The sequence below is a fragment of the Sphingomonas sp. STIS6.2 genome (assembly GCF_000732685.2).
In the GTDB taxonomy this organism is placed as follows: Bacteria; Pseudomonadota; Alphaproteobacteria; order Sphingomonadales; family Sphingomonadaceae; genus Sphingomonas; species Sphingomonas aerolata.
The window spans coordinates 664,496-677,894 of sequence record NZ_JPDP02000159.1 but is presented as its reverse complement, the minus strand read 5'-3'; the positions used below and the strand labels follow the sequence as shown (position 1 = coordinate 677,894).

Annotated in this window: 11 protein-coding genes; 5 read left to right on the top strand and 6 right to left on the bottom strand. The window is 65.7% G+C overall.

The features are described from left to right. The first annotated feature begins 122 nt into the window (after positions 1-122). A complete protein-coding gene (locus tag sphst_RS17845; protein ID WP_107045952.1) occupies positions 123-1,955 on the top strand; it encodes a M2 family metallopeptidase in 1,833 nt (610 codons plus the stop codon). Positions 1,956-2,119: 164 nt separating this feature from the next. Here the strand turns inward: sphst_RS17845 and sphst_RS20975 are convergent, their stop codons facing one another. The 3 genes from sphst_RS20975 to sphst_RS17830 all read right to left on the bottom strand — a co-directional run bounded on the left by sphst_RS20975 (position 2,120) and on the right by sphst_RS17830 (position 4,700). Beyond that, the gene (locus sphst_RS20975) at positions 2,120-2,584 is read right to left on the bottom strand and encodes a hypothetical protein (protein WP_199849014.1); all 465 of its coding nucleotides are present in this window, start codon (positions 2,582-2,584) and stop codon (positions 2,120-2,122) included. 78 nt (positions 2,585-2,662) lie between these two features. Continuing rightward, positions 2,663-4,099, bottom strand: coding sequence for an AMP nucleosidase (locus tag sphst_RS17835; protein ID WP_056676192.1), 1,437 nt, complete (start codon positions 4,097-4,099; stop codon positions 2,663-2,665). A gap of 121 nt (positions 4,100-4,220) precedes the next feature. Further along, positions 4,221-4,700, bottom strand: a complete 480-nt coding sequence (locus sphst_RS17830; RefSeq protein WP_031394784.1) for a peroxiredoxin — start codon at positions 4,698-4,700, stop codon at positions 4,221-4,223. A gap of 109 nt (positions 4,701-4,809) precedes the next feature. On the opposite strand from sphst_RS17830, the gene sphst_RS17825 reads away from it, so the two are divergent. Together sphst_RS17825 and ahcY are read left to right on the top strand one after the other, a co-directional pair. Then, positions 4,810-5,370 (top strand): YqgE/AlgH family protein, encoded by a 561-nt coding sequence (locus sphst_RS17825; RefSeq protein WP_031394783.1) that lies wholly within the window; start codon positions 4,810-4,812, stop codon positions 5,368-5,370. 173 nt (positions 5,371-5,543) lie between these two features. Next, positions 5,544-6,977, top strand: a complete 1,434-nt coding sequence (gene ahcY / locus sphst_RS17820; RefSeq protein WP_031394782.1) for an adenosylhomocysteinase — start codon at positions 5,544-5,546, stop codon at positions 6,975-6,977. Positions 6,978-7,084: 107 nt separating this feature from the next. On the opposite strand, the gene sphst_RS17815 is transcribed toward ahcY, so the two are convergent. The 3 genes from sphst_RS17815 to sphst_RS17805 are packed head-to-tail and all read right to left on the bottom strand — an operon-like array spanning position 7,085 to position 10,706. Continuing rightward, positions 7,085-8,431: a cell wall hydrolase gene (locus tag sphst_RS17815; RefSeq protein ID WP_107045951.1), complete on the bottom strand. Its 1,347-nt coding sequence runs from the start codon at positions 8,429-8,431 to the stop codon at positions 7,085-7,087. 5 nt (positions 8,432-8,436) lie between these two features. Next, entirely contained in the window at positions 8,437-9,357 is a 921-nt protein-coding gene (gene cysK / locus sphst_RS17810) for a cysteine synthase A (RefSeq protein ID WP_031394778.1), read from the bottom strand. Further along, positions 9,354-10,706: an MFS transporter gene (locus sphst_RS17805; RefSeq protein ID WP_056676181.1), complete on the bottom strand. Its 1,353-nt coding sequence runs from the start codon at positions 10,704-10,706 to the stop codon at positions 9,354-9,356. Before sphst_RS17805 ends, cysK begins: the two co-directional genes overlap by 4 nt. A 218-nt stretch (positions 10,707-10,924) precedes the next feature. On the opposite strand from sphst_RS17805, the gene pdhA reads away from it, so the two are divergent. Next, positions 10,925-11,974 (top strand): pyruvate dehydrogenase (acetyl-transferring) E1 component subunit alpha, encoded by a 1,050-nt coding sequence (gene pdhA / locus sphst_RS17800; protein WP_031394777.1) that lies wholly within the window; start codon positions 10,925-10,927, stop codon positions 11,972-11,974. Then, on the top strand, positions 11,974-13,398 hold the full coding sequence (locus sphst_RS17795) for a pyruvate dehydrogenase complex E1 component subunit beta (protein ID WP_031394776.1): 1,425 nt from the start codon (positions 11,974-11,976) through the stop codon (positions 13,396-13,398). Before pdhA ends, sphst_RS17795 begins: the two co-directional genes overlap by 1 nt. Position 13,399: the final 1 nt, after the last annotated feature.

Below are 13,399 nucleotides of genomic sequence, written 5' to 3'. Positions count from 1 at the left end.
CAGCGCCGTCCCCGGTAACCCTGGGTCCTGACTTTCGTCAGGATGACGGGAGGGGGCGTGGCTGGCGGGTTGACCATCCGGCGGCGGATCATCCATCAGGGCCTCACGATAAGGGGATGATGATGGTTCGGTTCAGCGTTTCGATGTTTGCTCTCGCCGGCGCGCTGTGCGCTGCGCCGTCAGTGGCCGGTGCTCAGGCCACCGCTGCCGCATCCAAGCCGACCGCCGCGCAGGCGGATTCATTCGTCGCCGAGGCGGAAAAGGTCTTTGCCGCCAAGTCGGTCGACGCCTCGCGCGTGGCGTGGGTGAACGCGACTTACATCACCGACGATACCGATGCGCTGGCGGCGAAGTCGGGCGCGGAGATGACCGATCTCGGCGTGAAATATGCGCTGGGCGCGGCGAAATACGCCAATGTCCCAGGCCTGTCGGTCGACACGAAGCGCAAGCTCGACCTGCTCCGCGGGGGGCTGACGCTGCCCGCGCCGACGCGGCCGGGCGCATCCGACGAGCTGTCGATGCTGACGACGAAGATGTCGTCCTCCTACGGCAAAGGCATGGGGACGCTCGACGGCAAGCCGATCAACGGCTCGGACATCGAGGCGGCAATGGGCGAGAGCCGCGATCCCGCCAAGCTGCAGGAGATGTGGACGAGCTGGAACGACGCGGTCGGCGCGCCGATGCGCGGCGACTATGCCAAGATGACCGCGATCTCGAACGAGGGCGCGCGCGAGCTCGGCTACAAGGATGTCGGCGCGCTGTGGCGGTCGGGCTACGATATGAGCCCCGAGCAGTTCGCCGCGCTGACCGACAAGATCTGGAAAGAGGTCGAGCCGCTCTACATGGCGCTGCACACCTATACGCGGTGGAAGCTCAACGAGAAATATGGCGACGCGGTCCAGGCGAAGACCGGGCCGATCCGCAGCGATCTGCTCGGCAATATGTGGGCGCAGGAATGGGGCAATATCTATGACATCGTCGCCCCCAAGGGGTCTGGCGATCTCGGCTTCGACACGGGCGAGCTGTTGAAGGCCAAGGGCTATGACGCGGTGAAGATGGTGAAGCAGGGCGAGGGCTTCTACTCGTCGCTGGGCTTTGCGCCGCTCCCCGAGACCTTCTGGAAGCGGTCGCAGATCACCAAGCCCGCGGACCGCGACGTGATCTGTCATGCGTCGGCTTGGGATATCGACAACCAGGACGATATCCGCATCAAGATGTGCACCAAGGTGAATGCGGACGACTTCGTCACGATCCACCATGAGCTCGGCCACAATTACTATCAGCGTGCCTACAAGGCGCAGCCGATGCTGTACAAGAACGGCGCGAACGATGGCTTCCATGAGGCGATCGGGGATACCGTCGCGCTGTCGATCACGCCCGATTATCTGGTGAAGATCGGGCTGCTCGATCAGGCGCGGGTGCCGAGCGCGGACAAGGATATCGGCCTGTTGCTGCGCCAGGCGATGGACAAGGTCGCGTTCCTGCCGTTCGGGCTGCTGATCGACAAATGGCGCTGGGGCGTGTTCTCGGGGCAGATCCCGACGACCGGCTATCAGGCGGCGTGGGACCAGATGCGGCTGCAATATCAGGGGATCAAGCCGCCGGTCGCGCGCGACGAAACGAAGTTCGACGCGGGCGCGAAATACCATATCCCGGCGGCGGTGCCCTACACGCGCTACTTCCTCGCGCGCGTGCTGCAGTTCCAGTTCTACAAGGCGGCGTGTGAGCAGTCGGGGTGGAAGGGGCCGCTGCATCGCTGCTCGTTCTACGGCAACAAGGCGGTCGGCACGAAGCTGAACGCGATGCTGAGCATGGGGCAATCCAAGCCCTGGCCCGACGCGCTGCAGGTGTTCACGGGCAGCCGCGAGATGTCGGGCGCGGCGCTGGTCGAGTATTTCAAGCCGCTTAAGGCGTGGCTCGACGTGCAGAACAAGGGCAAGCCGACTGGCTGGTGAGGCAAGGCTGTCATTCAACCGCCCCGTTTCCCCGCGAAAGCGGGGATCCAGGGCCGCGAGCGCGTTTCGGGTTTTAGCGGGGCTCCCGCGTCCGCGGGGCAGCAGCCCCGTACCTCCCCGGTCTTAGCCGGGGGAGGGAACCGGTCGAACGGTCCCGGGGACGATTATTCCGGGATCGTCCCTTCATCGGCAATCCCGGCCTCGAACGACTTCGACGAATCCGTTCCGTCCGCCTGATGTGCATGATTGCCAGCCGGTTTGGGCGGCTTGGGCGTGCTGCCGCGAAGGGTCAGCAGCGCGGCGGCGGCGCCGAGTACCGCGACGCCGCCCGCGATCGCGGCGGCACCCCATTTGCCGCCGACCTTGTCGATCGGCTTGGCAACGGGCGGCGGTGTCTTGCGCGCCGATATCGGCCGCGGCGTGCTGCGCTTGGTCGATCGCGGCTTGGGGGCAGGCTTGGGCTTGCGCGAGACGGGGACCGCCTTTTCGGATGTCGGCTTGTCGAGTGCCGGCGCGGCCGGCGCAACCACTGGCTTTGCCGGCTTGGGTGCACTGGCCTTGCGCGGTGCGCGGCGGCGCGTGACGACGGGCTTCTTGGCGTCCGTTTCAGGCGGGTCGGTGTCGGCCACGGCTATGCTCCCTCACAAATGGTCCCGCGGGCGTAACGCATCGGCATGCGATGCGCTCCGAAAATCGCGCGGCAGGCCTTACCGGAACGGCGGCTCGTCGAACGCCCGCAGCTTGCGGCTGTGGAGCTTGGCGCCCTCCTGGCGAAGCTGTTCGCAGGTTTCGATCCCGATCCGCAGATGCTCGCTGATCGCGCGTTCGTAGAAGCGGTTGGCCTGACCCGGCAGTTTCAGCTCGCCGTGGAGCGGCTTGTCCGAGACGCAGAGCAGCGTGCCGTAGGGAACGCGGAAGCGATAGCCCTGTGCGGCGATCGTCGCCGATTCCATGTCGATGCCGACCGCTCGCGACAGCGAGAAGCGCAGCGCCGATTTCGAATAGCGCAGCTCCCAGTTGCGGTCGTCGGTGGTGACGATCGTGCCCGTCCGCAGCCGGCGCTTCAGGTCCTCGCCCGACTGGCCCGACACGATCTCGGCGGCCTTGGCCATCGCCACCTGGACTTCGGCGATCGCGGGGACGGGAATCTCGGGCGGGAGCACATCGTCGAGCACATGGTCGTCACGCAGATAGGCATGCGCGAGCACATAGTCGCCGATCCGCTGGCTGGGACGCAGGCCGCCGCAGTGACCGATCATCAGCCATGCCTCGGGACGCAGTACCGCAAGATGGTCGCAGATCGTCTTGGCGTTGGACGGGCCGACGCCGATGTTGACGAGCGTGATCCCGGTGCGGTCGTCCGCCATCAGGTGATAGGCGGGCATCTGGTGCCGCCGCCATGCGCTGTCCGAGATGATCTTGTCGATATCGTCCCCTGACGTGATCGTGATCCCGCCCGCGCCCGACAGCGTCGTGAACCGGCTGCCTTCGCCAAGTTGGGTACCCGCCCAGCGAACGAATTCATCGACATAGCGGTGATAGTTCGTAAACAATACGAAGCGCTGCGCGTGTTCGGCAGGGGTGCCCATGTAATGGCGCAGCCGTGCGAGACTGAAATCGGTCCGCAAGCCATCGAACAGCGCGAGCGGACGGGTGTCGTCCTGTGCCACCCACAGCCCGTCGGCGATCTCGTCACCGATATGCGCGAGCTCGGTGGCGGGAAAGAACCGTGCGAGTTCGGTCGCAGAGACCTCGTCGAGGCTCAGCGCGTGGCCGGGATCGATGACGTACGGGAAGGGGATCTCCTGCCGCCCTTCGACAGCTTCGACCTCGACGTCGTAATCCTCGATCAGCAGCGTCAGCTGTTCGGTCAGATAATCGGCGAAGATCGCGGGCTTGGTCACGCTGATCCGGTATTCTCCGGGATTCACCATGCGTCCGAAGGAGCGGAGCGGGGTCGGGCGGTCAATGCCGCCTTTGTAGATCAGCCGGATTTCGGGATAGGCGAACGAGCCATCGCTGCGGGTTGCCGGATCGGGCACGGTGCCGTCGGCGATATAGGCGCTCATGGCGGACTGGAGCCGCGCAACGGAGGCGCGGTAGAGGCGGTCGAGTTCGGCGACCAGGTCGGATGCGATTGTCATCGCCCAGTGTTACGCGGGCGAGATTACGGAGGCAAGACTACCGCGCGTGCCACGCCAGCTCCGTCATTCCCGCGTGCGCGAGGATGACGGAGCGCGACGTTCAATCAGGTGCGCGTCGCAATCAGATCTCGCTGAGCAGATGCTCGGCAGAGCTCACCTTGAACTCACCGGGGGCCTCGACGTTGAGCTGCTCGACGACGCCGTCATTGACGATCATCGAATAACGCTGGCTGCGCGTGCCCATGCCGAAGCCCGAGCCGTCCATCGTCAGGCCGACCGCCTTGGCGAAATCGCCATTGCCGTCCGCGAGCAACGTGATGTCGCCGGCGCCGGCGGACTTGCCCCAGGCATCCATCACGAACGCGTCATTGACCGAGGTGCAGGCGACCTCGTCGATGCCCTTGGCCTTCAGTGCGGCTTCCTTTTCGACGAAGCCCGGCAGGTGCTTGGCCGAGCAGGTCGGAGTGAACGCGCCGGGAACCGCGAAGAGCGCGACCCTGCGGCCCGCGAAGAAGGTCTCGGACTCGACCTGATCCGGGCCGTCCGCGGTGGCCTTGACGAGAGTGGTGTTGGGAAGCCGGTCGCCGACGCTGATCGTCATGGAAATTCTCCTGTCGCCGCGAGATCGTCCCGGGCGGACGGTACCTCGTATGGGAGGGGCGCGATTTCAAGCGTGGCGGCGGGGCCGTCGCGACGCTATGGTCTAGGGCATGGACAAGACGGCTTTTCTTTCCGGGCAACTCCTTCTGGCAATGCCGGGGATGAGCGATCCGCGGTTCGCCCGCGCGGTGATCGCAATGTGCAGCCACGACGAAAACGGCGCGCTCGGGATTGGTCTCGGCGCCACCGTCGACGGGCTCGGCTTTCACGATCTGCTCGACCAGTTCGAGATCGCGCCCGGCGACGCGCCCAATGCCCCGGTGCATTTCGGCGGGCCGGTCGAACCCCGTCGCGGCTTTGTCATCCATTCGTGCGACTGGGGCGGGCAGGACACGATCGAGGTCGCAGGCCTCTGGGCCTTGTCGAGCACGATCGACGTGCTCCGCGCGATCGCGGAGGGGAAGGGACCGTCGCAATGGGTCGTCGCGCTCGGCTATGCGGGATGGGACAGCGGGCAGATCGAGGGCGAACTCGCACGCCCCGGCTGGTTCAACGTCGCCGGCGCTGCCGATCTGGTGTTCGACACCAACGCGGATGAGCGCTGGAGCAGGGCGTTCGAGCGGGCCGGCGTCGACCCGCGGCTGCTGGTGGCGGATACCGGCACGGCGTGACGATCGCCGCGCGCATCCGCGGGTCAAGATGACATTCTAGCGCGGCGGAGACCGTCTCGGGCATCATATAAAGATATCTTTATATTTGATTTGGGCGGCCCGTTCCTCTATGCGGCCCTGCATCCGGCACGGGCATGAGGCCCGCCGATCAAAGATTTCCAGGAGATATCCTCGTGGCCACCACGCTCGCGCCCCAGAAGACGGACGGCAAGACCGATTACGTCGTCGCCGACATCAGCCTTGCCGATTTCGGCCGCGCCGAGATCAACATCGCCGAAACCGAAATGCCGGGCCTGATGTCGCTCCGCGAGGAATTCGGCGCAGCGCAGCCGCTCAAGGGCGCGCGCATCACCGGTTCGCTGCACATGACGATCCAGACCGCGGTGCTGATCGAGACGCTGACCGCGCTCGGCGCCGACGTCCGCTGGGCGACGTGCAACATTTTTTCGACTCAGGACCATGCCGCCGCCGCGATCGCCGCGACGGGCGTGCCGGTGTTCGCGATCAAGGGCGAGACGCTCGCCGACTACTGGAACTATGTCGGCGACATCTTCTCGTGGGATCGCGACGTCGAGGGCCAGACCGCCAACATCATCCTCGATGACGGTGGCGACGCGACGATGTTCGCACTCTGGGGTGCGAAGCTCGAAGCCGGCCACACGATGCCTGAGCCCGAGAATGAGGAAGAGGTCGAGATGCAGCGTGCGCTGAAGGCGTATGTCGCAAAGAACCCCGGCTATCTTACCGAGACCGTGAAGAACCTGAAGGGCGTCTCGGAAGAGACCACCACCGGCGTTCACCGCCTGTACGAGATCGCCAAGAAGGGCGAGCTGCCGTTCCCCGCGATCAACGTCAACGACTCGGTCACCAAGTCGAAGTTCGACAATCTCTACGGCTGCAAGGAATCGCTGGTCGACGCGATCCGTCGCGCGACCGACGTCATGCTCGCCGGCAAGGTCGCCTGCGTCGCCGGTTTCGGTGACGTCGGCAAGGGCTCGGCCCAGTCGCTCCGCAACGGCGGCGCACGCGTGATGGTCACCGAAGTCGACCCGATCTGCGCACTGCAGGCGGCGATGGAAGGCTTCGAGGTCGTGACGATGGAAGACGCCGTCAAGCGCGCAGACATCTTCTGCACCGCGACCGGCAATGCCGATGTCATCACCGCCGATCACATGAAGGCGATGAAGCCGATGTCGATCGTCTGCAACATCGGTCACTTCGACTCGGAGATCCAGATCGCCGCGCTGTCCAACTATGACTGGACCGAAGTGAAGCCCGGCACCGACCTGGTGAAGTTCCCGGACGGCAAGCAGATCATCATCCTGGCGAAGGGTCGCCTCGTGAACCTGGGTTGCGCCACCGGCCACCCGTCGTTCGTGATGTCGGCCTCGTTCACCAACCAGACGCTCGCGCAGATCGAGCTCTGGACCAAGGGTGAGAACTACAAGAACGAAGTCTATGTCCTGCCGAAGCATCTCGACGAGAAGGTCGCAGCGCTGCATCTCGAAAAGCTGGGCGTGAAGTTGTCGCAGCTTACCCCGAAGCAGGCCGGTTACATCGGCGTGCCCGTCGAAGGCCCGTTCAAGCCGGATCACTATCGCTACTGATCGCCCAGGCAATCTGAAGCGGAAAAGGCCGCGTCTACCGAAGGGTGGACGCGGCCTTTTGTTTTGGATCTGACTGTTGCGTGGCGACTGGTATGCCAGTCTTTTCGTTACATCTCGGTCGCTTGCGGTGCTTTCCTGACGTCCGGCTTCAACGCCGGGGCTGCGGCCGCCGCTGGCGTGGCGGGCGTCTTGCGCCGCACACCGTCGAGCTCCTGTGGCGCATCCGCCGGGGGTGCAGCCTTGTCCGCCGCCGCGGGGGCCGCGCGCAGCGTCTGTCGCGCGCGCATGCACTGCGTCGGATCGGGCCGGCGGACCTGCTGGCAGTTCCACAGCGCCTTTTCGTAATCAGCCGAGCGATCGCGCAGATAGCTGAACGTGACTGCCGCGCTCTGCACCGGCGTCAGCGGCGTGGACGTTGCGGCCTTGGTTTTGTCGGCCCATGCCATGAACCGACAAAAGGCACGGTCGCCGCAGGCGATCGTCGCGAGCGTCGGGTAGGCGTTGGGGAGCACGCCGGGCGAGAAGGTCATCAGCACCGTATCGCCCTCGGCCGTCGCGAAAGGCGTCGAGGCCGCGTTCGCGCCGTCACCGGCGACCGCGTCATCGCCCAGTGCGAAGCCGAGCGCGGCGGATGCTTCGGCAATCGCGGCATCGGCTTCAGACAGCGCGGCGGCGGTGCGGTGCGCCTCCGAAATAGGTGCGAGCTGCGCGATGACCGGTTCGCCCTGCTCGGGCGCGCGCCGGAAGGCTGGGGGCGTGCCCCACCAGCCCGACCAACGGAAGAACAGGTGTGACCCGACCGCGACGATCTTGTCGAGGCTCGACTGCCAATAGGGGACGACCCAGTCGGTGTGGTAATGCGTGGCATAGCCGACCGGTCGATAGACATTGCCTGACAATGCGGCGGTCGCGACGCTGCGGGCCCGGCGCCAGGCGTCGTCGGAGGGCTTCCAGCGGAGCAGCGCGCCGTCGCAGCTGAAGCTGAACTGGCATCCCGTCGCGCGCGTCTCGCCTTCGAATACAACCCCGCAGACGGTTTTCGGGAAGGCGGGATGACGCAGGCGGTTCAGCACGACCTGCGCGACGGCGCGCTCGCCGACCGTGTCGTCCCCCGCCTCGTACAGCGTGCCGGCCGCGAGGCAGTCGGTCGCGCGTGCGAGGTCGTCTGCGGTACCGGCGAAGCGGAACGGCCGTGCAGCGGGGTTCGGATCGGTCGAGAACGGCACCGTGGCGTTGAACGCCCGCGCGTCCTCGGGCGCGAGGTCGACGAACCGGACCGGCTCGACCGGGGGCAGCTCGGCCTGGGGCACGACGCGCTGCTTCGGCATCGCGGCGCGTGCCGGGTGCGGTAGCGCCGGGGGATTGGTCACGACGAGCGTCGGCCCGACGATCGCCGCGGCCGCGATCGCGAGTACCGACACGCGCAGATAAACGGCGCCACGCGCATCGGTCATCGTCGTCACTGCTCCGGAAGGAAGTCCGGCACGGACAGATAGCGCTCGCCGGTATCATAGTTGAAGCCGAGGACGCGGACGTCGTCGGGAAGATCAGGGAGCTTCTGCAGGATCGCGGCCAGCGTCGCGCCCGAGCTAATCCCGACCAGCATGCCCTCTTCGGCCGCCGATCGGCGTGCCATGTCCTTGGCGACCGCGGCATCGACCTCGATCACGCCGTCGATCGCCTGGGTGTGGAGATTGGCTGGGATGAACCCTGCGCCGATGCCCTGGATCGGATGCGGGCCCGGCTGGCCACCGGCGATCACCGGCGAGGCGGCGGGCTCGACCGCATAGACCTTCAGTTCGGGCCAGTGCGCCTTCAGTGCCTCGGCGACGCCCGTGATGTGGCCGCCGGTGCCGACGCCCGTGATGATCACGTCGATCGGCGTATCCCGGAAATCCTGGAGGATTTCCTGTGCGGTCGTGCGGACATGCACGTCGATGTTCGCAGGATTTTCGAACTGCTGCGGCATCCAGGCGCCGGGCGTTTCGGCGACGCGCTCGCGCGCGCGTTCGATCGCGCCCTTCATGCCCTTCTCGCGCGGGGTCAGGTCGAAGGTCGCACCATAAGCGAGCATCAGACGCCGACGCTCGACGCTCATGCTCTCGGGCATCACGAGGATCAGCTTGTAGCCCTTGACCGCTGCCACCATCGCCAGGCCGACGCCGGTGTTGCCGCTGGTCGGCTCGATGATCGTGCCGCCGGGCTTGAGGTCGCCGGCCTTTTCGGCGGCCTCGATCATCGCCAGCGCGATACGGTCCTTGATCGAACCGCCAGGATTCGACCGTTCGGATTTCACCCAGACTTCGGAATCGGGGAAGAGCTTCGACAGGCGGACGTGCGGCGTGTTGCCGATCGTGTCCAGAATCGAGGAGGCTTTCATGGCTTGGCTTCTCCGTGCTGTGGTTCGGTCTCTAGGATCTCGGGGGGATCAAAGGTCTTCGCCGCCCCGAGTTCCGGGAACAGGCGCGCCCAGCCGATCGTGACGGCAATAGCACCAACCCCGCCGAACACCACTGCGCCGACGGGGCCGAGCAGCGACGCCATCACCCCGCTTTCGAATTCGCCGAGCTCGTTCGAGGCCGAGATCGTCAGCTGCGACACCGCGCTGACGCGGCCGCGCATTACGTCGGGGGTGTGCAGCTGGATGAGGGACTGGCGGACATAGACCGAGATCATGTCCGCACCGCCCGCGACGATCAGCGCAACGAGGCTGAGGACGAACGCGGGATGGATGGGGAACCCCGCAATCGTGCCGGGGGTGAGCCCGATCAGCTCGACGATCGGCGTCGCGACCCCGAAGGTGAGGATCGCGATACCGAACACGATCACCGCGACCAGCATCTTGACCCCGACATTGCGCGACATCGGTCGAATCGAGAACCAGATCGCGGTGACCGCGGCACCGATCCCCATGCCCGCGGCGAGCACGCCGAGCCCCTGCGACCCGACATGCAGGATATCCCGGGCATAGACCGGCAACAGCGACGTGGCACCCGCCAGCAGTACCGCGAAAAGGTCGAGCGTGATCGTCGCGAGCACCAGCCGGTTGCGGCGGACATAGGTGAAGCCCTCGATGATCCGCGCGAGGGGGCGATGGTCGGTCTGCGCGGCGGGCTGTGCCACCGGGCCGATCAGGAACATGAACACCAGCGCGACAAGGAAGAGCAGCGTGGCCACGCCGTAAGCGACCTCGGGATGGATCGCGTAGAGCAACCCACCGACGCTGGGGCCTGCGATCGTTCCGACCTGCCACGCGATCGAGCTGATCGCGATCGCGGTGGGGAGCACAGCCCGGGGCACGAGATTGGGCGCGAGCGCCGAATAGGCCGGGCCGGAAAAGGCGCGCGCGACGCCGAAGGCGACCGCGGCGGCGAACAGTGCGCCGAGCGTGAGATGGCCGGACCAGGTCAGCAGCCAGAGCGTCGCGGCGGTGAGCACCAGCAGCGTCGTCGTGCCGCGGACGATCCAGCGCCGGTCGAAGCTGTCCGCGACGAGCCCGGTGATCGGGGTCAGCAGGAACAGCGGCACGAACTGCGCAAAGCCGATCATCCCGAGCATGAACGCCGCCTGGCGGATGTCCATCGTTTCGCGCGCCAGGTTGTAGACCTGCCAGCCGATGACGATCGACATCGCGCTGACCGCGATCGTGCCGGCGAACCGCGACAGCCAATAGGCGCGAAAATTGGCGATCCGGAAGGGATGCTGATGCGGGTCGATCGTAGGATTCATTGTCCCGGGCTTTAGGGGGTCGGGCGCGGGAAGGGCAACCGGAGCTTTGCTTGGGGCGGGGATAGGGGCGGGGGCGACGGCCCGCGTGTCAGGCGCGACGGATCGAAGCTCGCGGGACAGTCGCAAAATCGCATACCCCAGACGGGAATTGATGTTCGGCCCCGTCCGCGCCTATAGGCTGCGGCAACTCCCCTACGGAAAACGAGGTTTCCCACATCGTGGCCAAAGCCCCCCCAGCACGTGCAATCGCCGAGCCCCCGATCACCAACCGTGAACGGCCAGCCGAACCCAAGCCCTATGAGGCCAGCAAGGACGAGCTGCTCGCCTTCTACAAGCAGATGCTGCTGATCCGGCGTTTCGAGGAAAAGGCGGGCCAGCTTTACGGTCTCGGCCTGATCGGCGGCTTCTGCCATCTGTACATCGGCCAGGAAGCCGTCGCCGTCGGCCTGCAGTCCGCGCTCGACGGCGAGACCGATTCGGTCATCACCGGCTATCGCGACCACGGCCACATGCTCGCCTACGGGATCGACCCGAAGGTTATCATGGCCGAGCTGACCGGGCGCGGCTCGGGCATCTCGAAGGGCAAGGGCGGGTCGATGCACATGTTCTCGACCGAGCATAAATTCTACGGCGGGCACGGCATCGTCGGTGCTCAGGTGTCGCTGGGCACCGGCCTCGCGTTCAAGCATAAATATTCGAACGACGGCGGCATCTGCATGGCCTATTTCGGCGACGGCGCCGCGAACCAGGGCCAGGTGTATGAGAGCTTCAACATGGCCGAGCTGTGGAAGCTCCCGATCATCTTCGTGATCGAGAACAACCAGTACGCCATGGGTACGAGCGTCAATCGCGCCTCGGCCGAGGACCAGCTCTATCGCCGCGGCGAATCGTTCCGCATTCCCGGCATCCAGGTCGACGGCATGGACGTGCTGGCGTGCCGCGGGGCCGCCGAAGAGGCGATCGCCTGGGTCCGCGCGGGCAAGGGCCCGGTCATCCTCGAGATGAAGACCTATCGCTATCGTGGCCACTCGATGTCCGATCCGGCGAAATACCGTACGCGTGACGAGGTCCAGGCGGTCCGCGACAAGTCCGACCCGATCGATCACATCAAGAAGCTGCTCGACGAGCAGGGCGTGACCGAGGCGGACCTGAAGTCCATCGAACAAGAGATCAGGAAGACTGTGAACGAAGCCGCCGATTTCGCCGAACAGACCCCCGAGCCGGATGTCGCCGAGCTCTACACCGACGTTCTGGTGGAGTCGTACTGATGGCGATCGAGATCAAGATGCCCGCGCTCTCCCCGACGATGGAAGAGGGTACGCTCGCCAAATGGCTCGTCAAGGAAGGCGATAGCGTCAAGTCCGGCGACATCATAGCCGAGATCGAGACCGACAAGGCGACGATGGAGTTCGAGGCTGTCGACGAGGGCACGATCGGCAAGATCATGGTCGCCGAGGGTACCGACAATGTGAAGGTCGGCACCGTCATCGCGACGCTGCTCGAAGAGGGCGAAAGCGCCGACAGCGCGCCGACCGAGGCGCGCGCGGGCGAAGCCGCCAACGCCGCGCCCAAGGAGACTCCGTCGGACGACAAGGCGCCGCCGGTGCCCGAGGGCGCGTCGCCTGCCAAGGCCGAGAGCGGGACGCAGCAGCTCGTCGCGTCGGCGGAGAAGGTCGGCAAGACCGATCCGGCGATCCCGGAGGGTACCGAGATGGTCAAGACAACCGTCCGCGAGGCGCTACGCGATGCGATGGCCGAGGAAATGCGCGAGGACGACCGCGTCTTCGTGATGGGCGAGGAAGTCGCGCAGTATCAGGGCGCGTACAAGGTCACGCAGGGGCTGCTCGACGAGTTCGGCGAGCGTCGGGTGATCGACACGCCGATCACCGAATACGGCTTTGCCGGCATCGGTGCAGGCGCGGCGATGGGTGGCCTCCGCCCGATCGTCGAGTTCATGACCTTCAACTTCGCGTTGCAGGCGATCGATCACATCATCAACTCGGCCGCCAAGACCAACTACATGTCGGGTGGCCAGATGCGCTGCCCGATCGTGTTCCGTGGTCCCAACGGCGCCGCGTCGCGCGTGGGTGCGCAGCATTCGCACAACTTCGCGGCCTGGTATGCGAGCGTCCCCGGCCTGATCGTGATCGCGCCCTATGATGCCGCGGATGCCAAGGGCCTACTAAAGGCGGCGATCCGCACCGACGATCCGGTCGTGTTCCTCGAGAACGAGCTGATGTACGGCCGCAGCTTCGACGTTCCCAAGCTCGACGACCATGTCCTGCCGATCGGCAAGGCGCGGATCGTCCGCGAGGGCAAGGACGTGACGATCGTCAGCTATTCGATCGGCGTAGGCATCAGCCTCGAAGCCGCCGAGAAGCTCGCCGAGGAGGGCATCGACGCAGAGGTCATCGACCTGCGCACGCTGCGCCCGCTCGACACCGACACGGTGCTGAAAAGCCTCGCCAAGACCAACCGCATGATCATCGTCGAGGAAAACTGGGCAACCTGCTCGATCGCGTCCGAGATCGTGTCGGTGGTGATGGAGCACGGCTTCGACGACCTCGACGCGCCGGTGCTGCGCGTGACCAACGAGGACGTGCCGATGCCCTATGCGGCGAACCTCGAAAAGCTCATGCTGGTCGATGTCGCCAAGGTCGTCGATGCGGCGAAGAAGGTGACGTACCGGTAAT